This is a genomic window from Kribbella sp. NPDC048928, from assembly GCF_043197975.1.
GTDB lineage: Bacteria > Actinomycetota > Actinomycetes > Propionibacteriales > Kribbellaceae > Kribbella.
The window spans coordinates 350,466-375,823 of record NZ_JBICUC010000009.1 but is presented as its reverse complement, the minus strand read 5'-3'; the positions used below and the strand labels follow the sequence as shown (position 1 = coordinate 375,823).

Genomic DNA, 25,358 nt, shown 5'->3' with positions numbered 1-25,358 from the left:
GCGTTCCGGCCGGGCGAGTCACGGCCGGACAACCACCTGACAGTCGGGGAGCCCGCTGAACACCACATCACGTTCTGTGCCCGGAGCACAACTCGTTCAGCCGTTTGTCTTTGGATTTCGCCAAAGAGCCTTTTGCAGCTGCCTTTTGCAGATGCACGTGCACGAGATTACCGGGCTATACAGGTCTTCAAATGGTCGTTCACGATGCCTGTCGCCTGCATCAACGCGTACGCCGTAGTGGGTCCGACGAACACGAATCCCTTCTTCTTGAGCGCCTTCGACATGGCCACCGACTCAGGCGTGGTGGCCGGTACGTCGGCGAGCGTCCGCGGGATCTTGCGCTTCGCCGGCCGAAACGACCAGAGCAGCTCGGTGAGCTCGCCGTCGTCGAGCTCGAGCAGCGCGCGGGCGTTCGAGATCGTGGCGTTGATCTTCAGCCGGTTCCGGACGATGCCGGGGTCGGCCATCAATCGCTCGAAGTCGTCGTCGCCGAACTTCGCGATCGTTTCCGGGTCGAACTGCGCGAACGCGGCCCGGAAGTTCTCCCGTTTGCGCAAAATGGTGATCCAGGACAGGCCGGACTGGAATCCTTCGAGTGTCATCCGCTCGAACAGTGCGACGTCGTTGCGGATCTCCTTGCCCCACTCGTTGTCGTGATACGCGATGTATTCCGGCGCGGAGGTCGCCCAGTCACAACGCGGTTGCCCGTCGGGGCCGATGACAGTCACTGGATCTCCTTGATCAGCCGGCGCAGCGAAACCCGCATCAGCACCTCGAACGCCGGACGGACCACCGGCCACGCCAGCACCCCGAGCCGGCCGAACGGCGGCACGACATCCTCCGCCCAGGTGAACGCACTGCCCGACGCCCCACCGGTTGTACGGGGCTCGAGGGTGAACGTGCCGGTGCCGCGGACGATCTTGCCGAAGTGTTTCACCGTGCAGTCGCGCGGTGGATCCCAGTGGGTGATGACCATGTCGTCAGTGAACCCGATGCCACCGACAGAAGTACGCGCCGCGACTCCCCCGCCGACGCCCTCGCCGCCGTTCTGCGTCGCCCAGACTCGGGTGAACAGCATCCAGCGGGACTGGCGGTCCCAGTCCATCACCACGTCCCACGCCTGGTCGGGCGCGAGCGGCAACTCGACCGACGCCTCGGCGTGACAGCTCCCTGGCCCGTCCATCAGCTCGGCCGTTGGTAGGCCCCGTCGCTGTCCTGGTCAGCCGGCGGCCAGAACCGCCAGCCTTCGCCACCCTCGTCCTCGACAGCCCCGTTCCCCGCACTGTTTCCCGCACTGTTTCCTTCGGCCGGAGCATGCCCCGCCTGCTGCTGGGTGTGCTGCTCGTACGACGCCGCCTGCGACGACTGCTCATACGACGGCTGCGGCGACTGCTCGGGACCCTCGGAGTGGGCTTCCGGCTGCTCGGCCTGAGGCTCCGGCTCTTGGGGCTGCTGATGCTGGGCGTGAGGCTCGGGGTTCTGGGGCTCGTTGTCCTGGGGCTCGGGATCCTGAGGGGCGCTGTTCTGGAGGTTGGGCGCCTGGGGCTCGGTGGCCGGGGACGGTTGCTGGGGTGGCGGGGCCGAGGTCCAGTGCACCGACGGCTGTTCTCCTACGCCCTCGACCTGCGGCGCATCCGCTGACTGCTCCGGCGCAGGTTCCTGCGGAGTGGAGTGGTCGTCGGGGGTCGGGTGTGCGGGCGCGGGGATGCGGCGCGGAGGTCCGGGCTGCGATTGGGCTTCGAGTACGGCGCGGGCCTCGGCCTGCAGCCGTTCGTACTCGTCGGCGGCCTGTCGCGAGGCCCGGGGCAGCTCGCTCGTCGGCGGCTCGTCGTCCTCGTCCTCCACCTCGGCGTTCGGCGTAGCGAGGGCTTCGGGTGCCGGCGTAGCTGGTGGGGTGGTGGGCTCGGGGTCTTCCGCGGGCGGCAGCTCGGCCTCGGGGTCGGGGAAGTCGCCGCCGACGAGGATCGGCTGCTGGGTGCCGGTGTCGTCGAAGTCGGCGGTGTCGTACGGCCTGGAGGTGAAGCTGTGACCCTCGGGCGACTCGACGATCGGGGCGACCGCACGCTCGAGGTCAGCGATCCGGCGGTCGCGCTCGGCGACCTCCTTGGCGACGCGTTCGAGCAGCGTGTCGACCTCGTCCATCCGGTAGCCGCGGACGCCGACCGCGAACCGGGCCGACTCGATGTCGACGGACGTCAGCGCCTGCCGCGCCGGCACGGTCATGTCGGGCCGGTCGTCGTACACCGCACCCATGGCACCCCAACGACCCGAGGCCACTACTGCGACAGCCCCGATCAACAGCACCACGATCAGCCCGAAGAACCACATCACGGGTCCGATCGTGCCATGCCGGACGAGTCAACCGCGAAACACCCGGCCTCTGCGCGCTCGCGCACGCGGGATCTTCAGCTCCCGTCCGAGCCGAGGCGGTGCTCGCGAGCCGCTTCGTCCTCCGCGGCGCCGACCTCGCGGGCTGCCTCGGCGGCGGCTTCGGCGGCCGCGGTGTCGGCGAGCTCGCCGGCCTTGACGATGTAGCTGATCGCCTCGTCGACGTCGTCGGTGACCACGAACATCTCCAGGTCGGCGGCCGAGATCTTCCCGTCCGCGAGCATCGTCGAACGCAGCCAGTCGACCAGACCGCCCCAGTACGAGGTACCGAACAGCACGACCGGGAACGAGGTGACCTTCCGGGTCTGCGCCAGCGTGAGCGCCTCGAACAGCTCGTCGAGCGTGCCGAACCCGCCCGGCATCACCACGAAGCCCTGCGCGTACTTCACGAACATGGTCTTCCGGGTGAAGAAGTACCGGAAGTTCATGCCGATGTCGACCCACTCGTTCAGGCCGTTCTCGAAGGGCAGCTCGATGCCGAGCCCGACCGACACGCCGCCGGCCTCGGACGCACCCTTGTTCGCGGCCTCCATCACGCCCGGACCACCGCCGGTGATGACGGCGTACCCCGCCTCGACGAGCTTCCGCCCGGTCTCCTCGGCGGCGGCGTACATCGGGTCGTCGGGCTTGGTCCGCGCGGACCCGAACACGCTGATCGCCGACCCGAGCTCGGCGAGCATCCCGAATCCCTCGATGAACTCCGACTGGATCCGCAGCACCCGCCACGGGTCGGTGTGCACCCAGTCCGACGGGCCGCGGCTGTCCAGCAGCCGCTGCTCCGAGGTGGAGTGCTGCACCTGCTTGCGGCGCATCACGATCGGCCCGCGCTGCTGCTGGCCGACCGGGCGGTCGGGGTGGATCGATGGTTCTGACATGTGTCCAGGTTATTGCCTGACCGGTAACTCAGCCTGTTCAGGCGCGGTCTGTCAACCAACTCCTCAGCCGCTGTTCACACAGCTCGATCTCGGCCTCCGGTACGAATTCGTCCTGTTTGTGCGCGTACAGCGGGTCACCAGGTCCGTAGTTCACGGCCGGCACGCCGAGCAGCGTGAACCGGGCCACGTCCGTCCACCCGAACTTCGGCTGCGGCTGTCCGCCCACGACCCGCAGGAACGCCGCCGCGGCCGGCCGCTCGAGCCCGGGCAGCCCGCCCGGCGCCGAGTCCGTGACCACGACGTCGTACCCCTCGAACACCTCGCGCAGGTGCGCCTCGGCCTCCGCCTCGGAGCGGCTCGGCGCGAACCGGTAGTTGACCGTCACCGTGCACAGGTCCGGTACGACATTGCCCGCGACCCCGCCGGTGATCGCGACTGCGTTCAGCCCCTCGCGGTACTCGAGCCCGTCGATCGGGACCCGGCGCGGCTCGTACGCCTGCAGCCGCGCGAGCACCTCGCCGGCGGCGTGGATCGCGTTCGACCCCATCCACGAGCGGGCCGAGTGCGCACGCTCTCCGCGGGTCGTGACCTCGATCCGCATCGTGCCCTGGCAGCCGGCCTCGACGACGGCGTTCGACGGTTCCATCACGACCGCGAACACGCCGTCGAGCAGCTCGGGGTTGGAGCGGGTCAGCTTGAACAGGCCGTTCCGTTCCGCCTCGATCTCCTCGCAGTCGTAGAAGACGTAGGTGATGTCGCGGTTCGGCGCGTCGAGGGTCGCGGCGAGGCGGAGCGCGACCGCGACGCCGCCCTTCATGTCGCAGGCGCCGAGCCCGTGGATCAGTCCGTCGGCGCGCCGGGCCGGGAGATTGTCGTTGAGCGGCACCGTGTCGAGATGACCGGCGATCACCACCCGCTCGGCGCGGCCGAGGTCGGTGCGCGCGACGACGGTGTTGCCGTGCCGGAAGACCTTCAGATGCGCGTACGCCGCGAGCGCCTGCTCCACCTGATCCGCCAGCGGTTCCTCGGTGCCGCTGACCGAGGAGATGTTCACCAGCGTCTCGGTCAGGTCAGGTGCAGGGACGGTCAGATCCATCAGGCTTCCTTGGTGGGTGGGAGGAATACACAGAACTCGTTGCCTTCGGGGTCGGCGCAGACGTGCCAGCCGATCTCGTCGTCCTTGGGCCGCAGCAGGGTGGCGCCGGCGTCGAGGATCGGTTGCAGGGCGGGTGCGGTGACGTCCCAGTGCACGCGGTTCTTCACCGTCTTCGGTTCGGGGACCGGCACGAACACCCAGTACCGGAACGGGAGACCCGGCACGTTCTCGAGCCAGTGGTACGGCGCGCCCTCCCGGCTCGAGAGGTCGCCGCCGACCACGCCGGCCCACCAGCGCGCCTGCGCCTCCGGGTCGGCCGAGTCGACCACGAGCTCCATCAGCCGGTACGCCGGTACCGTGTCGCGGACGAATCCACAGAAGTCGCCGCCCTCCGGGTCCTGCAGGACCGTCCACGGCTGCTTTTCCGTCTCCGGCACCTGGATGCTCGCGCCGGCGCGCTCCAGGTCCGCGAGCTGACCGGTGATGATGTCGAGGTGGACGCGGTTCTTGACCGTCTTGGCTTCCGGGACCTTGCACATCCAGACGGTCTTCTCCGGTACGTCGCCGACCAGTACGCCCGGGTTGTCCGCAGGCGTGGTCAGACCGAGGACCCCGCCCCAGAACGCCGCCATCTCACTCGGCGACGCGACATCCACACACAGGTCCTTGAACCGGGAAATGCTCATGCGGCACAGGCTATCCGGCGGTGCGTTTGCGGTAGTGGCGGTTCACCCGCTCGCGGTTCCCGCACCTCGACGAACACCACAGCTGCCGCGGATCGTCCTGCAGGAAGTACTTCACGCAGCGCGCGGCCGGGCACGCCCGCAACCGCTCCCGATCCGGGCCGGTGAGGAAGTCGATCGTCGATCGGCCGACCGCACCGATCAGCAAGGCGACCGGGTCCTCGGTGCGGTAGGCCCAACGCACCGTCGGCTCCCCGACCCACTCCAGGTGGGTCGTCCCGAGCAGATCCGCCGCCGCATTCACGAGCTGGAGCGCTTCGCCTGCGTCCATCAGCCGGTCAGCATCCGCCGTACTAGGAGCCCCCGGCGCCACGGCCCGCGCAAACAAGGCCCGTACAGCCCGCCGCACGCGCAGCAGCTCCCGCCATGCCTTGTCGATGTTGGGGAGGATTTCTTCCTGAATCGGGGGCAAGAACCTCCCCACATCCGTCGCAGACGTCGGGCCCAGGACGTGCTCGGTCAGCCAGGCGGTCGTGTCCTCGGGGGTTGAGAGGAGGTCTGCGATGCCGCCGTGGCCGTCGTGCTTGATCGTGGTGGCCAGGGCGAGGGCCAACGTGCTCATTGGACGATACTAACGGGATATCCGCTTGCTGGCGTGTGAATGTGTCGCTTAGGGTTCCGGGCGTGAGTGATCTTCGGGCGCGATTGCGCGCTGTGCCGACTCTGACCGGGACGCCGCCGGAGTGGGACCCGCTGCAGGCTCCGGCGACGCCGTACGAGTTGTTCGTCGACTGGCTGCTGACGGCGATCGACGGAGGTGTCACCGAGCCGTGCGCCGCGACGCTCTCGACGGTGCGCGGGGACGGCCGACCGAGCGCGCGGGTGCTGATCCTCAAGGACGTCACCGCCGACGGCTGGCAGTTCGCGTCGTCCGCGACCAGCCGCAAGGGCCAGGAGCTGGCGACCTCGCCGTACGCCGCCCTGACGTTCTACTGGATCTCGCTCGGTCGCCAGGTCCGCGTCACCGGTCGAGTCACGCCCGCCGCACCCGAGGAGTCGGCGCGCGACTTCCTGCTCCGACCGGTCGCGGCGCGCGCGGAGGCGCTCGTCGGGCGGCAGAGCGCCGTACTCGCGGACCGCGCCGACATCGACGCCGCGGTCAAGGAACAACAGGACCGGATCGCGCTCGACCCCGACCTCGTCGCGCCGAACTGGACGCTCTACACGCTGCGCGCCGACGAGGTCGAGTTCTGGCAGGCTGATCCCGACCGCCGCCACGTACGACTGCAGTACCGCTTCGAGGACCGCCTTGAAGACACCTGGACGAAGGAGTTGCTGTGGCCCTGAACGACGTACGGACGATGGCTGACCGGCTGCTCGCGCTGACCGCGGACCTCGACGACCCGACCGCGCGCGGCGACTCGGTCCTCCCGGGCTGGTCGCGCGGCCACGTGATCACCCACATCGCGAACTTCTCCGAAGCGATGACGCGGCAGGTCGACGAAGCACTCCAGGGACGGCTCATCGAGGTGTACGACGGCGGCCGCCCCGCGCGCAACGCGGCGATCGACGACGGCGCCGACCGCTCCGCCGACGAGCTCCGGACCCATCTGAACGAGGCCGTCACCGCTCTGTTGGCGAGCTGGGACAAGGTGAGCCCGACCGACTGGCCGCTCCCGATCCTGCACCGCAACAGCAACCTGTCCGCGGGTCTGCAGGCGTCGTGGCGCGAGCTCACCATCCACACGTCGGACCTCGGCCTCGCGTTCACGCCGGCCGACTGGTCCGAAGACTTTTGCCTGCACCTACTCGACTTCCTCCGCGCGCGCACCCCCGACAACACGCACCTCATCCTCCAGTCCCCCACCGCCACCTGGGACAACGGCACCGGCAAAGAGGTCCGTCTGACCGGCGCCCTCACCGACCTCACCGCCTGGTACGCCGGCCGCCCCACCGCCGCACCCATCTCCGGCCCGGAGCTCCTCCCCTGGCCGTGATCTTTCCGGAAAGAAGTTCGCACTGAGCGCAAACTTCTTTCCGGAAAGCCGCCGTCACCCCACAGTGAAGTCGTCGGTCTGGATGAACGTGTCTTTGTTCGGCCCGTTGAAGCCGGCGTAGACGGTTAGTTCGTGGACTCCTGCTGGGACCTTCACGGTGACTTCGTGGTGCACGTACCCGGTCCCGGCACCGAAGGTGGTGCTGGCGAGGTCGGTGGATCCGTTGCGTACACCGAACCGGCCTTGATCAGCGGGGAGGTTCGCGGACGCGTTGATCCAGGAGCCGAACGTATAGGTCGTGCCCGGGACGACCGGCACCGTTTGGTACAGGTCGCTGAATCCTGTGCAGGTGCAGCGGATCCAGCCGTTGTTGGCGCCTGAGTGCGCGAAGCCGAGTCCACGGTCGACGCCGTTGGCCGCCGTACCTTCGAAGAGCCAGGCCGGCTTGCCACCGCCCGTACCTTCAAAGCCGCCGTCCGCCAACTGCGACACGAACCGCACCCCCAGCTCGGACACGGTTGTGTACGAACGCGTCCCGCCCGGTAGACCGATCACCCGGACGCCGTCGGTCTCCTGCGCCGGGAAGGTGATTGTGTAGGTCGTGTTCGCCCCCGCGGACGCATCGCCCGGGTACGCCGGGGACACGGTCTGCGAGCCGACCTCGACCCACTGCCCGTCACGCTTGACCTGTACCCGCGGCCGGCCGGTGAAGTACCCACCCTCGACCGACACCGCACCGGACGTGAACTCCACGTTGTTCACCTTGTGCCGCGCGGGCCACTCGTACCCCCACCACGACGCACCCTTCACCTCGTCGTCGAAGTCGGACTCGCTGCCGGTCTTCGCGCCGTCGTTGAGCAACGCGAGACTGCCCGAGTTCGTCGACTTGGAGATCGCGACCGCACCGGTCGCGGGCGCAGCGAGGTTGTCAGTGCCTGGAAGGTTCGCCGCCGGCGCGCCGGACGACGGATTGATGACCAGCTTGCGCAGGTTGAAGTTGTAGACCGACGTACCGATCCCACCGCCGCCACACGGGCAGACGTTCGCCTGGAGGTACATCGTCTTCCCGTCCGGCTGCACGAACTTCGACGGGATCGTGACCCCGTACCCGCCGTACTTCGACGTCGACCACGGATACCCGCCGAAGTCCTTGCTCATGAAGTGCTTCCACGGCCCCCACGGCGTCGGCGACTCGTAGAACTCGAACGTGTACTCCGTCCACGACGTGTAGACATATCTCTTCTGCTGCGGGAGATAGGTCACCCCGCCCTGGCTGATCACGCTCAGGTTCGAGGCGTTCGTCCCGTACGTCTGCGCGTACAGCCGTCGCGTATCGGTCAGTACCGGCTTCTTGTCCTGTACGCGGGACGACCACCCGGCCCCGGTGTAGAACTTCCACGCCCCACGGTCCTGCACCTTGTTCTTGGGCACCCGCGCCAGGAACACGCTCTGCGGATCCGCGACCGTGTCGTCGAACGAGTCCCGCCAGTTCCCGTCCAGCCCGTACGCGTACACGTACCCGTCCGGCGCCAGCGCGCCGCCCTTGCCGAAGTCCGCGAACCAGATTGTCGTGAACACATGGTCGGAGAACATCGGCTTCTTCTTGTCCCACGTCCACGTCTTGCCGTGGTCGGTGGACTTCAGGATGGTCGCGGCCGGTACGTCGTTGAAGTCCAGCGCCAGGTCCTGGACAGCGAGGTACAGCGTGTCGCCGACGCACACCATCCCGGTCGGCTTCCGGTTGTACCCGGCGCCGCTCCAGATCTGGCCGACCTGGTCGCCCTTCGAGATCGTTGCCCCGGACAAGTTTCCGGGCGTGCCGTTGATCTCGCTGACGGCGACGTCGGCGAAATCGCCGTCGACCGAGAAGCCCTTGCCGTCACCGTTCGCGGCGTAGAGCTTGTCGTTGCCGGCCCAGCAGGACGGCCACAGGTCGCCGTCGCTCGGGCTGGGCGTCCCCTTCGACTCGACCTGCGCGGTGCCGACCGGAGTGGACGCGGCAGCGGGCGGCTGCGCGTCGGAGGACTGGGTGAGCAGTGCCGCCGTTCCGAAGACCAGCGGCAGGACAGCAAGCAAAGCCCCACGCTTCATGTCATGTCCTTTACTTGAGGCCGGTGGTCTTCATCGCGTCGACCAGCCGGCGCTGGCCTGCGACGAACACCACGACGGTCGGGATGGCCGCGATCACGGCGGCCGCGAGAATCAGGTTCCAGGCCGAGGCGTACTGCCCCTGCATGCCCGAGACGCCGAGCTGGATCACCCGCAGGTCCGGGTTCCGGGTGATGGTCAGCGGCCAGAGGAACGCGTTCCAGTTCGCGAGGAAGAACAGCACCGACAGCGACGCCAGTACCGGACGGCTGAGCGGCAGGATGACGCTCCAGTACCGACGCCAGTAGCCGCAGCCGTCCAGGTCGGCCGCCTCCTCCAGCTCGCGCGGGATGTTCAGGTAGTACTGCCGGAGCAGGAAGATCCCGAACGCGTGGAAGATGCTCGGCACGATCAGCCCGGCGTAACTGTCCAGCAGGCCCAACTGCTTCGCCACCAGGAACAGCGGCACCAGGATCACCGGCAGCGACACGAGCAGCGTCGACATGATCCCGGAGAAGATCACGCCGCGTCCCGGGAACCGCAGCCGGGCCAGCGCGTACGCCGCCATCGAATGGAAGAACAGTGCGATCACGGTGACCGTCACGGACACGATCGCCGAGTTCAGCATGAACCGCGGCATCGGGATCTTGAGCAGCACGTACTGCAGGTTGCTCAGCGTCAGGTGCTGCGGCCAGCCGAAGTTGAACACGTCCTCGGCCGGCCGCAGCGCACTGATCAGGATCCACAGCAGCGGAGCGATCGCGACGATCGCCAGCACATGGGCAAGGATCGGGAGGACTCTAATCCTCGTCAAAGCGACCTCCTCGGGTGAAGCCGAACATGAGTCCGGTGCAGACGACGAGGATCGCCACCACCACGGTGGTCAGCGCGGCGGCGTACCCCATGTTGTTGAAGGTGAACGCCTGCTCGTAGATGTAGAGCACGACCGTGCTGGTCGCGCGGGCCGGGCCACCTTTGGTCAGGACGAAGACCAGGTCGAACGCCTGCAGGCCGGTGACCGCGCCGATCGTCGAGTTCACCACGACGAAGAAGCTGGTCGGCCGGAGCAGCGGCCAGATCACGTACCGGAACCGTTGCCAGGGGCCCGCACCGTCGATGGCGGCGGCGTCCTCGAGCTCCTTCGGCACGTCCTTGAGGCCGGCCAGGAAGACCAGCATCTGGTACCCCATCAGGAACCAGACGCTGATCACCACATAGGTGCCGAGGGCAAGTGACGGCGTACCGAGGAACGACACGTCGCCGAGCCCGAACGGGGCCAGGATCCTGGACAGGGCACCGCGCTTGTCGACGAGCAGGAACTGCCAGATCAGACCGACCACGACGAGGCTGACCACGTTCGGCAGGAAGAACGCAGACCGTACCCAGCCGATGCCCTTGAAGTGGTTGCGGACGAGCATTGCGAGCGCGAAGCTGACCACGAACGCGATCGGCACGAACGCGACGACGTACGTCGCGGTCACCTTCAGCGAGGCCCAGAGCTGGTCGTCGCCGGCCATCAACTTGTAGTTGGCCAGGCCAACGTACTGGTAGTTGCCGAAGCCGTCGACCTTGAAGAACGCGACTCCGAAGGCGAGCACCATCGGGATCGCGACGAAGATCAGCAGCCCGATGGTGTCCGGCGCGAGGAAGGCGTACGCGGCCAGGGCCTCGCGGCGTTTCCTCGTCATACCGGCCTTCGGCTTCGCCCTCGTGCGAGCCGTGGGTTTGGACGGAGCAGCGGTTGTCGTCACCATCAGCTGATCGGCGCGCCCTGGTAGGTCTTGAGGAACGTGTCGATCTTCTCGGCGGCCTGCGCGGCGGCCTTGGCCGGATCGGCGGCGTTCAGCTGGCAGGCCTGGATCGCGTCCGCGATCGGCTGGTAGACCTCCGGTGGGAACCGCGGCTCCGGCTTGCCGGTCGGCGCGATCTCGCCGACGAACTTCTTCAGCGCGCCGTCGGCGAACGCGCCCTTCGCGTCCGCGGCCTGCTGCACCGACTTGCGCGGCGGCAGGTTGGTCTTGACGACGGTGTTCCACTGCCGCTGCCGCTCGACGCCGGCCGCATCGGTGGAGCCGAGCGCCCAGGCGATGAACTTGGCCGCGGCCTCCGGGTTCGCGCCCTTGGAGTTCGCCACGAACGCCCAGCCGCCGAGGTCGGTGGCCGGCTTGCCACCGTCCGGCGTCGGCAGCGGGACGATCCCGTACTTGAAGTTCTTCGCCTTCGCCCGCAGGTCCGCGACCGCCCAGATCCCGGTCTGCTGCATCGCGGCCGCGCCGGAGACGAGGTTCGAGACCACGTCGCCACCGCCGTCGCCGAGCGGCTTGCGCGGGGCCAGCTTGCTCTTGACGGTGTCGCCCCAGAACTTCAGCGCCTGCACGGCAGCCGGCGAGTCGAAGGCGGACTTGCCGTCCTTGATCGCGTTGCCGTCGCCCTGCCAGAGGAACGGGTACCAGGTGAAGTTCTGGTAGTAGCCGGGCAGCGTCTCGAACATCACGCCGTACTGCTTGCCGTTGGTGAGCTTCTCTGCGACGGCGAGCGTCTGGTCCCAGGTCTTCGGCAGGTCGGCCTCGGACAGGCCGGCCTTCTCGAACGCGGTCTCGCTGTAGTACATCGCGAGCGGCTCGATCTCCATCGGCAGGCCGTAGACCTTGCCGTCGACGCTGCGCGCCTCGAGCAGGCCGGGCAGGTAGTCCTTCTTGGACTCGTCCGGCAGCGCGGACCCGAGATCCTGCAGTACGCCGCCGTTGTAGTAGCGCAGGAAGTCACCGGGACTGATCAGGAAGATGTCCGGTCCCTGCCCGGACTGGAACGCGGTCTGCAGCGTCGTCCCGTTCAGGTAGTCCTTGCCGGGGATGTAGCGCAGCTTGACCTTGACGTCGTTGTTCTTGTTCCACTCGGCGACGGTGTCGACGAACCACTTGCTCTGCGGTCCCTGGTCGTCGGACGGGCCGTAGAAGTTCCAGAACGACAGCTCCTTGGCGTTGCCGCCGGAGGAGTCGCCGCCACAGGCGGAAAGCAGCGGCACGCCGGCCGCGGAGGCGGCGAGGGCACCGAGCCCGCCGCGCAGGACGGACCGGCGACTCAGCTGCCGGACAGGGGAGGGTGTTGCGGCCATCGGGTGCTCCAGAGGTGTCGAACGATCGGGCCGAACTGCGCAGGTCGTCGATGCCGGACGGCAATCGATTTCTCGCAATGTACGAGTGACGGCCTGGCCGGTCAAGGGGCGGCGGGGTGACGATGTGGTCAAGCCGAGCGATTTCCGCGTACACACAGGGTTTCTTCCAGGGTGAAGCCGTTGACACCACCTGGGCTCGCTGCCTAATCTGCGGAAATCGATTTCTGAGATGAGAGGCGCTGGGATGCCAGTTGTGCCGAACCGTGCGTCCGCCCACCGCACGGCCGACGAGCTGTCCAGGGACCTGGTGGCACGGGGATTGCAGGCGGCGCGGGAAGCCATCGAGACCGAGGCGGCGGCGGTGTCCGCGCTCGCCGATCGGCTGGACGGCGTCTTCCTCGACGTACTGACCGCGGTCGCCCGGTGCGAAGGTCACCTGGTGGTGACCGGCCTCGGCAAGTCGGGTCTGGTCGGCCGGAAGATCGCCGCGACCCTCGCCAGTACCGGTACGCCGGCCACGTTCATCCACTCGGGAGACGCGCTGCACGGCGACTCCGGCGCAGTCACGTCCCGCGATCTCGTACTGGCCCTGTCGGCGTCAGGCGAGACGTCCGAGGTCTGTGCGTTCGTGCGGATGCTGCGCGAACGGTCGATCCCGGTGATCGCGATGACCGGGCAGGAAGAATCGACGCTGGCCCAACTGGCGACGTACACGCTGGACACGATGGTGCTGCGCGAGGCCGATCCGCTGAACCTGGCGCCGACCGCGTCGACGACCGCCTCACTGGCGATGGGCGATGCGCTCGCCTGCGCCCTCGTCGTACTGCGGGAATTCAGCCATCACGACTTCGCCCAGTTCCACCCGTCCGGTGCCTTGGGCAAACGTCTCACGGAGGGCCAGGCATGAACGACGTGTGCGTACTGGGGTCGTTCATGAAGGATCTGGTGGCGTCGGCGGAGCGGCGGCCGTTGCCGGGCGAGACGTTGCACGGGACCGGCTTCGCGGAGTTCCTCGGCGGCAAGGGCGTGAACCAGGCGATCGCCGCAGCGCGGATGGGTGCGCGGACAGCTATCGTCGGCACGATCGGCGAGGACCGGTACGGCGAGGAGTTCCTGGAACTGCTCACGTCGAACGGCGTCGACACGTCCTGGGTGGTGCGCCATCCGGAGCTCGGCACCGGGGTCGGCCTGCCGCTGGTGCTGCCCGACGGCGGGAACTCGATCATCATCGTCTCCCGTGCGAACGCGGCGATCACCTCGCGCGACGTCGAGGCGGCGACCGACGTACTGACCGCGAGCAAGGTGCTCAGCGTGCAACTCGAACTCCCGGTCGAGGCGAGCCAGGCTGCCCTCCGGCTCGCCTCGACCGCGGGTGTCACCACGATCCTCACCCCGGCGCCGGTCGGCCCGATCGATCCGGCGCTGGCCTCGTACGTCGACATCCTGGTGCCGAACGAGGTCGAGGCCGCAGCCCTGACCGGCCTGGACTGCGACGACGAATCGCAGCTGCCGATGATCGCGCGCAAGCTCGCCGACGACTGGAACCTGCAGGCGTGCGTGGTGACGCTCGGAGCCCGTGGCGCGTTCGTTCTGGACCACGCGAACGGGTTCGCAGAACGGGTGGCGGCGCACGACGTGGACACGGTCGACACCGTCGGCGCCGGGGACGCGTTCTGCGGATCGCTGGCCGCGTCCCTCGCGCACGGCGCCGGCCTCGTGGACGCCGTACGACTCGCGAACGCCGCCGGCGCCCTGTCCACCACCGTCAACGGCGCCGCCGACTCAGCCCCCTCCCAAGCTGCGGCCCTGGCACTGCTGGACGGCGCAACCTCCGTCACATGACATCCTTTGGTTCGGATCGGAGTTAGAGTGCGATCCAGACGACCATCGGATCTCCAGCGGGGAGCGGGTATGACGACGATCTACGACGTCGCGCGTAGGTCTGGGGTGTCGCCGGCGACGGTTTCGCGGGTGCTGAGCGGCCGGCGGAACGTGGACCCCGAGCTGTCCGAGAAGGTCCGGGCCGCGGTCGCCGAGCTCGGCTACCGCCCGAACGGCGTCGCGCGCAACCTGCGGAAGTCCTCCACGAACCTGTGGGCCGTCGTCATCTCCGACATCGAGAACCCGTTCTTCACCTCACTGGTCCGCGGTCTCGAGGACGTCGCACAGACCGAGGGGTACCACGTGGTGCTCTGTAACTCCGACGAGGACCCGGTCAAGGAGGCTGCGTACGCGTCGGCGGTGCTGACCGACCAGATGGCCGGGGTGGTGATCTCGCCGACGTCGACAGCGGAGGGTGTGCAACTGCTCGCGGACGCGAAGATCCCGCTGGTGATGATCGACCGCCGGGTCGAGGGCGTCGAGGCCGACACCGTACTGGTGGACAACGAGCACGGTGCGTTCGAGGGCGTCAAGCACCTGATCGACGGCGGCTACCAGCGGATCGCGTGCATCACCGGCCCGCGGAAGGTCTCGACCGCGATGGACCGGCTGTCCGGGTACCGTTCGGCGCTGCGGGCGGGCGGCATCCGGTACGACAAGGATCTGGTACGGCACGCCGACTTCCGTGAGGCCGGTGGGTACTCGGCAATGGAAAGTCTGCTGGAGCTGGCCGATCCGCCCGAGGCACTGTTCGTCACCAACAACCTGATGACCGTCGGCGCGCTGGAATGCCTGGCCCGCAAGGGGCTGCGCGCCCCGGACGACATCGCGATCGTCGGCTTCGACGACATCCCGTGGGCCGACCTCGTGATCCCCAGTCTGACCACGGTCGCGCAGCCCACCTACGAGCTGGGCCGGACCGCCGGGATGCTCCTCAAGGACCGGACCACGGCCCCTGGCCGGCCGCCTTCCACCGTCACGCTCCGTACCGAACTGCACATCCGATCCACCTCGGCCGCCAAGAAATAGCCCGCTGCGGTCCGATCGGAACCCAATAATGTCAACGTTGACATTACACTGGGGTCATGGAGAGTGAAGTTCCGCGGCGGCCGCGGCTCGAGGATGTGGCCGCGACGACCGGTGTCAGCATCAAGACGGTGTCGCGGGCCTTGCGGGGGGATCCGAAGGTACGGGAGTCGACGCGGCAGCGGATCGTCGCGGAGGCGGACCGGCTCGGCGTCCAGCTGAACGACGTCGCGGCCGGGCTGCGGCGGAAGAACCAGGCGATGACCTCGATCGGGGTCACGCTCGGTGACTGTACGAACCCGTTCTTCGCGCCGATGCTGCGTGGGATCCACTCGATCGCGTCCGAGCGCGGGTACCTGGTGCTGACCGCCGACGCGCAGAACGACCCGGAGCTCGAGCACCGCGCGATCCGCTCGTTCTTCGCGCACCGGGTCGCGGGGCTGATCATCGCCCCGGTCGGGAACGATCTCGGCTATCTCGCGAACGAGGCGCGGTTCGGGTCGGCGATCGTGTTCGTCGACTCCCCTCCCCCGGGCCTCGGCGAATCGATGGACTCGGTCACCACCACCAACGCGGCCAGCACCCGCTCTGGTGTCGAGCACCTGCTGGCGAAGGGGCGCCGCCGGATCGCGTACCTCGGTCACCCGCGCAGCGGCAGCGGCGCCGAGGAACGCTGGGCCGGGTACGTCGCCGCGCTCGAGGCCGCGGGCATCGCGGTCGACCCGACCCTTGTACGGGACAACCTGGTCAGCGAGGAGGACGCCCGCCGTGCGGCGGAGGACCTGCTGCCGAGCGCCGCACCGGACGCCGTCTTCGTCGACAACAACCGCCTGTGTACGGGACTCCTGCAGTCGCAGGCGTTCGCACAACGCCGGATCGACACGGTCTGCTTCGACCGCTTCGAACTGGCGGCCGCGTTCGGCGTCTCCGTGATCGACAGCGACCCGTACGACGTCGGCCGCGCCGGCGCCCAACTCCTCTTCGACCGCCTGACAGACCCCTCCCGCGCCCCCCAACGCCTGGAGGTCCCCGCCCGCCTCGTCGTCAACGACACCCCGACGTACTGACTGCGTACCGAAGAACGGGTAGTGATGCCGTTCTCGGGCCGTCCTGGACACCGACTCCGCGGAACCGGCTGATGCCCGCGCGGTCAACGGCCCACCACTACCCGTTCTTCGGTACGACTAGCCGACCTGTCGAAGCCAGGCTTCGGACAGGGCCTGGTGGCCCGCGGCGGTTGGGTGGACGCCGTCGGAGAGCCAGTGCTCCGGGTTGTTGCCGGCGGCAAGCTCGGCGAACATGCCGTCAGCGGCGACCAGGCGGGCGCCGAACTCGCGGGCGAGCTCGCGTACGACCTGGATCTTGGCGTCCAGGTCGGCGCGCCAGGCCCATTGCTCTTCCTTCACCGGCAGCAGGAACGGCTCGATCAGTACAAGTTGGACGCCGGCGAGCGGCTCCAGCAGCTGGCGGTAGCCGGCGCGGTACGAGTCCGCCGTCACCTCGTCGTGCCCGAACGAGAACCGGTACCCGCAGTCGTTGATCCCGATCAGGATCGACACCACGTCCGGCCGTTCGTCCAGTACGTCGGTCTGCCACCGGCTGCCCAACCCGGCGAGCGTGTCCCCGGAGATGCCCGTGTTCATCCAGACCGGTACGCGATCCGGTTGCCGAAGGCCCCATTGTCCTGCCACCAGCAGTGGGTACCCGTACCCGAGCGGGTTGTCGGTGTCGCGGCGATGGCAGTCGGTGATCGAGTCGCCGGTGAACATCACCCGCGCGCCGTCCGCGAGCATCATCACGATTCCTCCGGGGTGAACGTGGCGACACCGATCGTGGTGTCGCTCTGGCCGTAGTACGCGAACCAGGTCCCGCGGTGGAACACGAGTCCCTCGACGAACGTCACGTTGTCGACGAGTCCATGCTGGTCCTCGAAGGTGCTCGGCTCCAGCCACGGCTCGGTCAGCTTGGCGACGACCGTGTCGGGCCGCCGCGGATCGATCAGCACCTGGCCGCAGGCGTAGTACACGCCACCCTCCGGCCGGACGACGGCGCTGTTGTGCATCAGCAGTACGTGACCGGTACGGGTCCGGATCGGCTGCGGGCCGGTCTCGACCAGGTCGCCCATGAACGTGCCGGGCTCGGGCCGCAGTACGGGCGTCGGATCGGCCTTCCAATGCAACAGGTCGGACGACGTGGCGAGGTGGATGTTGCCCTCGCCGAACCACATCAGGTACTGCCCGTCGATCTGCTCGGGCAGGATCACGCCGCCCTTGCTCCACTCGGGTCCGGGCGTCTTGCGGACCCCGGCGAAAGTGTTGATGCCCGGGAACATCGGCCCGTGCTTGTCCCAGTTGCGCAGGTCCGTCGAGGTCGCGAGGCACAGTCGCGCGGTGTGCCGGTCCCAGCCGGTGTACGTCAGGTAGTAGGTGCCGTCCACGAACACCACGCGCGGATCCTCACACCCGTACCGCTCGTAGTCCTCGGTCGGCACCATCACCGGATCCGGCTCGGTCTCGAACGTGATGCCGTCGTCGGACCAGGCCAGCCCGAGGTGCGACACGATGTCGTCGGCATGGGCGCGGTAGACGAGCGCGATCCGCCCGTCCACCGAGAGCGCCGCCGGGTTGTAGACGTTCGCCGACTCCCAGTCGTGCCGGCCGGGCCGGAGAACGGGGTTCTCCGGCCGCGGCACGAACGGCCCGAACGGGTAGTCGACCGCAGGCGCACTCACTTGGCCGCCAGCTTGTTGATCCCGGCAACCATTGCGTCGATGCCCGCGTTCAGGTCCTTCTTCCCCGACAGCGCCGGGTTGAAGGTGGTGCCGACGACGTCACCGGCCGGAGTCGACCACGGATCCAGGAACTGCGTGACGAACTTGTCCTTGACCCCGAGCTCGTACGTCGCGGTCGCGGCAATGCTCTTGGCCGCGGCGTCGCCCGCCTGCAGCGCCTCGTAGTACCCCTTCGAACCGGGCTCGTAGGCGATCGGGGCGATCGGCTGCTCCTTCATGGTCTCGTTGAAGCCGGTGACCTCCATGTAGCTGATCACCTTCCAGGTGTTGTCCGGGTCCTTCAGCGTCGCCGGGGAGCAGACGCCGTTGGTCTCGATCGGCTGCACGGACTTCGCCGTACCGGCGGGCCATGGCGCGTAGCCCCACTCGAACTTGGGCTTGTTCTGGGTGATCGACTGGTGCAGCCACTGGCCGCCGAACATCAGCGGCATGCCGCCGTTCGCGAACTGGGCCACGGCGTTCGTGCCGTCGTAGTCCGGGTTGGTCATCTCGCCGGCCTTGATCGCCTTCGTCATCTTCTCGGCGCCGGCCCGGAAGGTCGCGTCCGCCTTCACCTCCTTGGACCCGATCGGCTTCTCGATGATCGGGGCACCGCCGTTCGCGACCGAGTACGCCGAGATGCCCTGCGGGCTCTCCAGCAGTGCCCACGCGTTCACCAGCGGCGTGGCCTTCGGGTTGGCATGCTTCAGTGCGGTGATGTCGGCGTACAGCTCGTCCCAGGTCCAGCCGATCGCCGGGGTCTTCAGTTTGGCCTTGTCGAAGTCGGCCTTGTTGTAGAAGAACCCGTACGTGTTCGCCAGCGTCGGGATTCCGTACAGCTTGCCCTCGGGGTTGCGCCAGAGGTCGAGCGAACCGGGCGAGAACTTGTCCTCCTGCAGGCCGTCGCCCTTCTTCAGGTACGAGGACCAGTCGTAGAGCAGGCCCTCCGCGGCCAGGTTCTGCTCCTGCGAGTTCGAGCACCAGAAGAAGTCCGGCGCCTTCTTGGACATGATCAGCGAGGCAAGCTTCTGCGCGTAGTCGGCGTTCGGCGACTCCTCGCGCTTGACGCCGACGCCCTGCAGCTTCGCCATGCTCTTGTCCAGCGCGGCGTTGGTGGCCACGGACTCCCACGTCATGTAGCTGATGGTCCCGCCGCTCTTGCCGCCGGCGTCGGAGCCACCGCCGCACCCGGCCAAAGCCAGACCGGCGACCACCAGTACTGCTGTCGCCCTCAGTTTGGGCATAGTCGTACTCCTCATTTCGCGATGGTTCCGAGGGCGCCGAGGCCCTCCATGAAGTAGCGCTGGGCGAGGAAGAACAGCACCAGCGGCGGTACGACGAACAGCAGGTTCGTCGCCATGTAGTAGTTGTACTGAGAGCCCGCCTGGTCGGACAGGAACGCCGCCATCCCGAGCGGGAGCGTGAACTTCTTCGAGTCCTGCAGGTAGACCAGCGGGCTCAGGTAGTCGTTCCAGGCGAACTGGAAGGACATGATCGCGATCGTGATCCAGACCGGCTTGGTCAGCGGCACCATGATCCGGGTGAAGATCATCCAGTGCCCGGCGCCGTCGATGGTGGCCGACTCGTCGAGGTACTTCGGGATCGACTGGTAGTACTGGCGCGCCAGGAACACGAAGATCGGGCTGCCGAAGAAGGCCGGCAGGATCAGCGGCACCCAGGTGTCGATCAGCCCGAGGTTGATGTAGAGGTGCTGCAGCGGGATCAGCCCGACGATGCCCGGTACGAAGATGCTGCCGGAGATCAGTGCGAACCAGAGCCGGCGGCCCGGGAACTCGATCCGGGAGATGCCGTAGCCGACGATCATCGAGCTGACCACGGCGCCGACCGTCGAGAGCACCGTGACGATCACGGTGTTGAGCAGCAGCCGGTAGAAGCCGATCTGCGCCGGGCCGTCGACGAAGTTCGCCGCCCGGAACTCGCGGGGCAGGAACGCCGGCGGCAGCTGGTTGATGTCGCCGTTGCCCTTCAGCGCAATGCTGATCATCCACACCAGCGGCAGCAGCATCGAGACCGCGAGCAGCCCGCAGAGCGCGTACCAGGCAACCCGCGACAGCATGAACGGCACCCGCTGCGTCATCGCAGCCGGGCGTACTACGGCAAGAGCTTCGGCGGTCATGGGGCCTCCCGGTCTGGACTGAGGAGCGGAGGGAGCGGAGCGACCGCAGCGACGAGGGAAGACCGGGAGTTCCAGCCCCATGACCCGCCGCGACGGAGTCGCGGCATCAGCACCGTCATCAGCCCTCCCCTTGGTAGACACGGCTTCGGGTGAGGCGGAGCATCACGACCGTCACGATCATCACGATCACGAACAGCACCCACACCTCGGCGGTCGCGTACCCGAGCTGCGGCGAGGTGATGAAGTCGGCGAACCCGTCGTTGTAGATCTTGTACATCAGCAGGTTCGTGGAATGTCCCGGTCCGCCCTTGGTCAGGATCGCGACCTGGTTGAAGGTCTGGAACGCACCGTTCAGCGCCAGCATCAGCTGGAGCATCATGATCGGCCCGATCATCGGCAGCGTGATCCGGGTGAAGCGCCGGAACGCGTTCGCGCCGTCGACCTTGGCCGCCTCCTGGATCTCCTCCGGCACCGCCTGCAGCCCGGCCAGGAAGATCATCATCGTGCCGCCGACGCTCCAGATCCCGACGATCAGGATCGCCGGCAGCGCCACGTGCGCGTCGCCGAGCCACAGGCTGGTCGGCAGGTGCAGGAACTTGAGAAGCTGGTTGGCCAGTCCGTACGTCGGGTCGTAGATGTACTTCCACAACGTCAGTACGGCGACCGCAGGCAGGACGACCGGCAGGTAGAAGATCGTCCGGAAGATCTTGACGCCCTTGATCGTACGGTTCACGACGACGGCGAGCGCGAGGCCCGCGACGAGCGTGGCCGGGACCGAGATCACCACCCACAGCACGGTCACCTTCAACGACGGCCAGAACGTTGGGTCGTCGGTGAACAGGAACTTGTAGTTCTCCAGGCCGACCCACTTGGCCGGGGTCAGCCCGTTCCACTGGGTGAAGGAGTGGTACAGCGACGTCACCATCGGATAGACCACGAACAGCAGCAGGCCGATGATCGCGGGCGAGATGAACAGGTAGCCCAGGATCGTGTCCCGGCGGCGTTTAGTCATCGGCCGACACCTCCCGACGCTCTTGGCGCCGGATCCGGACGGTCAGGATCTGGAACGGCCGCAGCGCGAACCGTGGCTCGTCGACGGTCTCGAGCGGACGCTCCAGCAGATCCACGATCTCGGTGCCGGTAGCAACGAAATCCCAGGTGAGCCGTGCTGTGGTGCGGGCTCCGAGGGCCTCGTACAGCCGGACGATCAGGTCGCCGGAGCGGTCCTCGGCGAGTTTCACCGCTTCGACCACCACGCCTGCGCCCTCGACCGTCACGATCGGCCCGGGTGCCGACGTACCGCGGACCTCTCGGACCGGAAGGTTCAGCCGGAGCCCGGCCTCGACCGCGGTTGCGATCTCGGCGCCGGACACCAGCGTGTAACGCGCCTGATGCCGGCCCTGATCGGTCTCCGGATCCGGGTACCTGGGTGCCCGGAGCAACGAAAGCCCGATCCCGGTCCCGGTACGGCCGGCCAGCGGATCGCCCGTCTGCCCGGCGAGTCGGCGCAGGTCGTGACCGTACGTCGAGTCGTTGGCGATCGCGACGCCGAACCCGGGCTCGCCGACGTGCACCCACCGATGCGCGCACACCTCGAACTTCGCTTCGTCCCAGGTGGTGTTGTCGTGCGTCGGCCTGCGCAGGTGCCCGAACTGGATCTCGGCGGTCGCCTGGTCGGCGCGGACATCCACACCGAACATTGCTTTGAGCAACTTCTCGCGCTCGTGCCAGTCGACGTCGATCGTGAAGTCCACCCGGTCGGCTCCGGCCGGCACCGTGATCGTTTGCGTGTACGTCGACGCGCCCTGCGACCGGCGTACCTCGACGACTACCGCGTCGGGGCCTTCCGTGACGCGCAGCGAGTCGATGGCGCGCAGCGGTTCGGCGGTCGCGCGGTACGACGCGTCGAGATCCCAGGCGTCGAAGGCGTTCGGCAGGTCGTGATGCAGGACCAGGTCGTTGAGGCGGGAGCCCTCGGCAACCAATTCGCGATCGTACCGGGTGTCGACGAGTGAGGTGATCGTCCCGTCCGCGGCGATCGTGACCCGCAAGACGCCGTTGTCGACGAGCCACTGCTCTCCGTCGAACTGCGCCGTCACACTCGGTCCGTTGGGAGCCGCCGTATTCGAAGCGCCCAGCGCGGGCACGCCGTCCACGGACATCGGTACGGCATTGAACCGGATCGAAGTATCACCTGCGCCGGCCAGCTGGGTCAGCGCGGTCGCGATCAGCTCCTCGAGCTCCGCGACAGCCTGTTCGTAGGCCGCTCGTGCCTCCCGATGCACCCAGGCGATCGACGAGCCGGGCAGCACGTCGTGGAACTGGTGCAGGAGCACCGTCTTCCAGATCCGGTCGAGATCGTCGTACGGGTACGGCGCGCCGGTCCGGATCGTCGCCGACGCGCACCACAACTCGGCCTCGCGCAGCAGATGTTCGGTACGGCGGTTGCCGCGCTTCATCGCCGCCTGCGACGTGTACGTACCGCGATGGGCCTCCATGTAGAGCTCGCCGACCCACACCGGCGCATCCGGGTACTCGGCCTCGGCGCGCTCGAAGAACGCCGTCGGCGTCAGGTGCTCGATCGGCGGCGCACCCTCGAGATCGGCCTGCCGGCGGGCGCGTTCCATCATCACCGCGGTCGGTCCGCCACCGCCGTCGCCGTGCCCGAACGGGACCAGCGAGGTCGTCGCACCGGCGTGGTCGCGGAAGTTCTTCGCGGCGTGGTTGAGCTCGGCCGGGGTCAGCTCGGCGAGGTAGGTGTCGACAGGCGGCAGGTGCGCGAACAGCCGGGTGCCGTCGATCCCCTCCCACCAGAACGTGTGGTGCGGGAACGGGTTCGTCGGATGCCAGGCGAGCTTCTGGGTCAGGAACCAGCGGAACCCTGCCAGCGCGGCGATCTGCGGCAGCGCGGCCGAGTACCCGAACGAGTCCGGCAGCCAGACCTCGCGCGGCTCGACCCCGAACCGTTCCGCGAAGTACCGCTTGCCGTGCACGAACTGCCGGACGAGCGCCTCGCCGCCCGGCATGTTGGTGTCCGACTCGACCCACATCCCGCCGGCCGGTACGAACCGGCCGGTGGCGACCGCGTCGGCGATCCGTGCGAACAGCTTCGGCTGGTGCTCCTCGATCCACGCGTACTGCTGCGCCTGCGAACAGGCGAAGCGCAGCTCGGGGTAGTCATCCATCAACGCGAGCACGTTCGCGAACGTCCGCGTGCACTTGCGCACGGTCTCGCGCATCGGCCACAGCCAGGCGGAGTCGATGTGCGCGTGCCCGACGGCCGCGACCCGATGCGTACTCGCGGCGGCCGGCTGCGTCAGGACCGTCGCGAGCTCGGCGCGCGCGGCCTCGACACACTCGTGGATCCGCTCCGGGGCGATCTCGTCGCAGGCCCGATCGAGCGCACGGAGGATCTTCGAGCGGCGTGGATCGTCGGCGGCCAACTCCTCCGCCCAGCCGATCAGCACGTCGAGATCGACCGCCAGCGCTCCGGCCTCGCGATCCAGCTCGACGAGCTCGGCCCGGCGGAAGCGGTAGTGCGCTTCGCCGTCCACGTCGAGCCCGTCACCGAGCTGGGTCGGCCGGAACGCGCGCGCCGCGATGTCCGGGTTCGCGGCACCCTCGACGTACAGCTCGACCGTGGTCGTCCCGGGATCGAGGCGGACGTACTGACTGCGCGGGTGGACGCCCTTGATGATGCTGCCGTCCGCGCGGTGGACCAGGCCCTCGGACTGGAATCCGGGACCGCCCTCGAAGCCGAGGTCGACGACGACCGCGGCCTCCGCCCCGGTCCAGTCGGCCGGAACCTCGCCGTCCAGCCGGAACCACGCGGTCGTCCACGCCTCGCCCCAGGTGGAACCCTTGGTGAACGGCTCGAACGGTCCGGCGGTTGCCCGGTCGAACGGTTCGGGCTCGCCGGGCAGCCGGCGTACGGCGACCTGCAGTGGCGCCGTCCGGCGCTCGACGGCGGGACGAACCCGCTCGTCGAGCATCCGGCGCGCCCGATCGATGGTGCGTTGTGGATGCTGGTGCATCACGAGCCCTTCGCGAAGCGGACCTTGACGAGCATCTGCGCGCCGGTCGACGACGTGTAGTAGGTGTAGTACTTCGTCAGCCCGTCGGCGCTGGTGTACTCCGGGTGCGCGAACGCGGCGTACTCGGTCCCGCTGGTCTTGGCAGCGGTGAACAGCTTGTTCGGCGTACTCCACGGCCCCCACGGGTTGGGTGCCGTCTGGTACATCACGTCCTGCGCCAGGAACTGCATGTAGGTGTTGACGTACGCGCCGAACGCGCTGTCCCAGTAGACGGTCGAACCCGCGGCCCCGTTGGCCTTGACCTGCACGGCCTTGGTGGGATCTGTCGACCACTGCGGCGTACCGTTGCCGTTGGCACCGGCATAGAAGCGCCACTGGGAGATGTCCGTGACCTGCGCGACCGGGACCTTCGCGACCGCGCAGCCGTCCAGGGTGCACTTGCCGTAGCCGTACAGCGTGTTCCCGACCAGCACCATCGCCTGGCCGGTCCAGTCCTGGCCGACCGGGAAGAACAGCGTGTTGTCCGTTCCCTCCGGGCTGGGGATGTCAGCGGGCCGGTTGGTCGCGGTCAATCGCGTGACTGTCTTGCTGTTCATGTCGACCGAGACCAGGCCGGTGCCTTGCGCCTGACCGACGAAGCCGGACTCGCACGGGGTGCCGACGCGGCCGCCGCGGCACAACTTGCCGTACGACACCAGGATCCGGTGCCGGGCCTGGTCGGCCACGACCGGACCCGGCCAGTGCGCGAACACGGTCCCGCAGTACTCGTCGGTGGAGTTCGTGCAGTCGGCCGACGCGTGCTCGGTCTGGAAGGCGGTCTCGGCAGCGGAGAACGGGACGAACTCGGGCGGTACGCCGGTCGAGTGCTCGTCGAACGGGTTCGCCGCGGTCATCGTGATGTTGTCGCTCGCGTCCAGATCGCTCGTGGTCGCGGCGGTGCTGGTCAGGAACCCGTCCGGGTCCTTCAGGATCGTGTCGTCGAAGAACCAGACCGACTGGTTGCCGTACCGGACACTCTGGCCGTTGTCGCGGGCGGCGTTGTGCGGGTTCTGGGTGATCGGGCCGAGCTCGGTCGTGCTCTCGACCACCAGGTTCGAGGCGCGCCCGGGGTGCTCGTTGGGGTTCGATTGCGCGGCCGAGGCGGGGACGCAGAGGGCGGTGGCGGCGAGCAGGGCCGCGGCGAAGAGGGCGGATCGGGGTTGACGCACGGTTGGTACTCCCTCACTGAGTGACAGCAACAAGGTGCGAAGCGATTTGATGATGTCAAC

24 protein-coding genes are annotated in these 25,358 nt (G+C 68.1%); 6 read left to right on the top strand and 18 right to left on the bottom strand.

Translation table 11 applies throughout. From position 1 onward, the window contains the following. Window positions 1–167: 167 nt before the first annotated feature. The 7 genes from ACGFI6_RS34765 to ACGFI6_RS34735 all read right to left on the bottom strand — a co-directional run bounded on the left by ACGFI6_RS34765 (window position 168) and on the right by ACGFI6_RS34735 (window position 5,664). Window positions 168–728 carry a DNA-3-methyladenine glycosylase I gene (locus tag ACGFI6_RS34765; RefSeq protein ID WP_393126255.1) on the bottom strand — a complete coding sequence of 187 codons (561 nt, stop codon included), beginning with the start codon at window positions 726–728 and terminating at the stop codon, window positions 168–170. Beyond that, window positions 725–1,183 carry an SRPBCC family protein gene (locus tag ACGFI6_RS34760; RefSeq protein WP_393126254.1) on the bottom strand — a complete coding sequence of 153 codons (459 nt, stop codon included), beginning with the start codon at window positions 1,181–1,183 and terminating at the stop codon, window positions 725–727. Before ACGFI6_RS34760 ends, ACGFI6_RS34765 begins: the two co-directional genes overlap by 4 nt. Then, the gene (locus ACGFI6_RS34755) at window positions 1,183–2,328 is read right to left on the bottom strand and encodes a DivIVA domain-containing protein (RefSeq protein WP_393126385.1); all 1,146 of its coding nucleotides are present in this window, start codon (window positions 2,326–2,328) and stop codon (window positions 1,183–1,185) included. The genes ACGFI6_RS34760 and ACGFI6_RS34755 overlap by 1 nt, the downstream gene beginning before the upstream one ends. A 77-nt stretch (window positions 2,329–2,405) precedes the next feature. Further along, on the bottom strand, window positions 2,406–3,263 hold the full coding sequence (locus ACGFI6_RS34750; RefSeq protein WP_393126252.1) for a TIGR00730 family Rossman fold protein: 858 nt from the start codon (window positions 3,261–3,263) through the stop codon (window positions 2,406–2,408). A gap of 37 nt (window positions 3,264–3,300) precedes the next feature. Beyond that, a complete protein-coding gene (dapE, locus tag ACGFI6_RS34745; protein WP_393126250.1) occupies window positions 3,301–4,359 on the bottom strand; it encodes a succinyl-diaminopimelate desuccinylase in 1,059 nt (352 codons plus the stop codon). After that, complete coding sequence (locus ACGFI6_RS34740) at window positions 4,359–5,045, bottom strand: VOC family protein (protein ID WP_393126248.1); 687 nt, start codon at window positions 5,043–5,045, stop codon at window positions 4,359–4,361. Before ACGFI6_RS34740 ends, dapE begins: the two co-directional genes overlap by 1 nt. A 10-nt stretch (window positions 5,046–5,055) precedes the next feature. Further along, window positions 5,056–5,664, bottom strand: coding sequence for a CGNR zinc finger domain-containing protein (locus ACGFI6_RS34735; protein ID WP_393126246.1), 609 nt, complete (start codon window positions 5,662–5,664; stop codon window positions 5,056–5,058). A 62-nt stretch (window positions 5,665–5,726) separates the two neighbouring features. On the opposite strand from ACGFI6_RS34735, the gene ACGFI6_RS34730 reads away from it, so the two are divergent. Both ACGFI6_RS34730 and ACGFI6_RS34725 read left to right on the top strand, forming a co-directional pair. Next, on the top strand, window positions 5,727–6,389 hold the full coding sequence (locus ACGFI6_RS34730) for a pyridoxal 5'-phosphate synthase (RefSeq protein WP_393126244.1): 663 nt from the start codon (window positions 5,727–5,729) through the stop codon (window positions 6,387–6,389). Continuing rightward, on the top strand, window positions 6,380–7,039 hold the full coding sequence (locus ACGFI6_RS34725; RefSeq protein ID WP_393126242.1) for a maleylpyruvate isomerase family mycothiol-dependent enzyme: 660 nt from the start codon (window positions 6,380–6,382) through the stop codon (window positions 7,037–7,039). The genes ACGFI6_RS34730 and ACGFI6_RS34725 overlap by 10 nt, the downstream gene beginning before the upstream one ends. A gap of 54 nt (window positions 7,040–7,093) precedes the next feature. On the opposite strand, the gene ACGFI6_RS34720 is transcribed toward ACGFI6_RS34725, so the two are convergent. The 4 genes from ACGFI6_RS34720 to ACGFI6_RS34705 form a co-directional block, all read right to left on the bottom strand. Then, on the bottom strand, window positions 7,094–9,130 hold the full coding sequence (locus ACGFI6_RS34720; RefSeq protein WP_393126240.1) for a DUF4185 domain-containing protein: 2,037 nt from the start codon (window positions 9,128–9,130) through the stop codon (window positions 7,094–7,096). Between the two features lie 10 nt (window positions 9,131–9,140). Continuing rightward, the gene (locus tag ACGFI6_RS34715) at window positions 9,141–9,941 is read right to left on the bottom strand and encodes a carbohydrate ABC transporter permease (protein ID WP_393126238.1); all 801 of its coding nucleotides are present in this window, start codon (window positions 9,939–9,941) and stop codon (window positions 9,141–9,143) included. Continuing rightward, window positions 9,928–10,815, bottom strand: a complete 888-nt coding sequence (locus ACGFI6_RS34710) for a carbohydrate ABC transporter permease (protein WP_393126236.1) — start codon at window positions 10,813–10,815, stop codon at window positions 9,928–9,930. The genes ACGFI6_RS34715 and ACGFI6_RS34710 overlap by 14 nt, the downstream gene beginning before the upstream one ends. Before the next feature lie 65 nt (window positions 10,816–10,880). After that, window positions 10,881–12,242, bottom strand: a complete 1,362-nt coding sequence (locus tag ACGFI6_RS34705; RefSeq protein WP_393126234.1) for an ABC transporter substrate-binding protein — start codon at window positions 12,240–12,242, stop codon at window positions 10,881–10,883. 244 nt (window positions 12,243–12,486) lie between these two features. Between ACGFI6_RS34705 and ACGFI6_RS34700 the strand changes: the two genes are divergently transcribed. From ACGFI6_RS34700 to ACGFI6_RS34685, 4 genes are all read left to right on the top strand, one after another. Next, complete coding sequence (locus ACGFI6_RS34700) at window positions 12,487–13,149, top strand: SIS domain-containing protein (RefSeq protein WP_393126232.1); 663 nt, start codon at window positions 12,487–12,489, stop codon at window positions 13,147–13,149. Beyond that, window positions 13,146–14,084 (top strand): ribokinase, encoded by a 939-nt coding sequence (locus tag ACGFI6_RS34695; protein ID WP_393126230.1) that lies wholly within the window; start codon window positions 13,146–13,148, stop codon window positions 14,082–14,084. Before ACGFI6_RS34700 ends, ACGFI6_RS34695 begins: the two co-directional genes overlap by 4 nt. Before the next feature lie 69 nt (window positions 14,085–14,153). After that, window positions 14,154–15,152 carry a LacI family DNA-binding transcriptional regulator gene (locus tag ACGFI6_RS34690; protein ID WP_393126228.1) on the top strand — a complete coding sequence of 333 codons (999 nt, stop codon included), beginning with the start codon at window positions 14,154–14,156 and terminating at the stop codon, window positions 15,150–15,152. Window positions 15,153–15,208: 56 nt separating this feature from the next. Next, window positions 15,209–16,216 (top strand): LacI family DNA-binding transcriptional regulator, encoded by a 1,008-nt coding sequence (locus tag ACGFI6_RS34685; protein WP_393126226.1) that lies wholly within the window; start codon window positions 15,209–15,211, stop codon window positions 16,214–16,216. 117 nt (window positions 16,217–16,333) lie between these two features. On the opposite strand, the gene ACGFI6_RS34680 is transcribed toward ACGFI6_RS34685, so the two are convergent. From ACGFI6_RS34680 to ACGFI6_RS34650, 7 genes are all read right to left on the bottom strand, one after another. Beyond that, window positions 16,334–16,945: an SGNH/GDSL hydrolase family protein gene (locus ACGFI6_RS34680; RefSeq protein ID WP_393126224.1), complete on the bottom strand. Its 612-nt coding sequence runs from the start codon at window positions 16,943–16,945 to the stop codon at window positions 16,334–16,336. Beyond that, entirely contained in the window at window positions 16,945–17,880 is a 936-nt protein-coding gene (locus tag ACGFI6_RS34675; protein WP_393126222.1) for a glycoside hydrolase family 130 protein, read from the bottom strand. Before ACGFI6_RS34675 ends, ACGFI6_RS34680 begins: the two co-directional genes overlap by 1 nt. Further along, window positions 17,877–19,163 carry an ABC transporter substrate-binding protein gene (locus ACGFI6_RS34670; RefSeq protein ID WP_393126220.1) on the bottom strand — a complete coding sequence of 429 codons (1,287 nt, stop codon included), beginning with the start codon at window positions 19,161–19,163 and terminating at the stop codon, window positions 17,877–17,879. The genes ACGFI6_RS34675 and ACGFI6_RS34670 overlap by 4 nt, the downstream gene beginning before the upstream one ends. Window positions 19,164–19,174: 11 nt before the next feature. Then, the gene (locus ACGFI6_RS34665) at window positions 19,175–20,056 is read right to left on the bottom strand and encodes a carbohydrate ABC transporter permease (protein WP_393126218.1); all 882 of its coding nucleotides are present in this window, start codon (window positions 20,054–20,056) and stop codon (window positions 19,175–19,177) included. A gap of 118 nt (window positions 20,057–20,174) precedes the next feature. After that, window positions 20,175–21,068: a carbohydrate ABC transporter permease gene (locus tag ACGFI6_RS34660; RefSeq protein WP_393126217.1), complete on the bottom strand. Its 894-nt coding sequence runs from the start codon at window positions 21,066–21,068 to the stop codon at window positions 20,175–20,177. After that, window positions 21,061–24,090, bottom strand: coding sequence for an alpha-mannosidase (locus ACGFI6_RS34655; RefSeq protein WP_393126215.1), 3,030 nt, complete (start codon window positions 24,088–24,090; stop codon window positions 21,061–21,063). The genes ACGFI6_RS34660 and ACGFI6_RS34655 overlap by 8 nt, the downstream gene beginning before the upstream one ends. After that, the gene (locus ACGFI6_RS34650; RefSeq protein WP_393126213.1) at window positions 24,090–25,298 is read right to left on the bottom strand and encodes a DUF4185 domain-containing protein; all 1,209 of its coding nucleotides are present in this window, start codon (window positions 25,296–25,298) and stop codon (window positions 24,090–24,092) included. The genes ACGFI6_RS34655 and ACGFI6_RS34650 overlap by 1 nt, the downstream gene beginning before the upstream one ends. Window positions 25,299–25,358 lie beyond the last annotated feature (60 nt).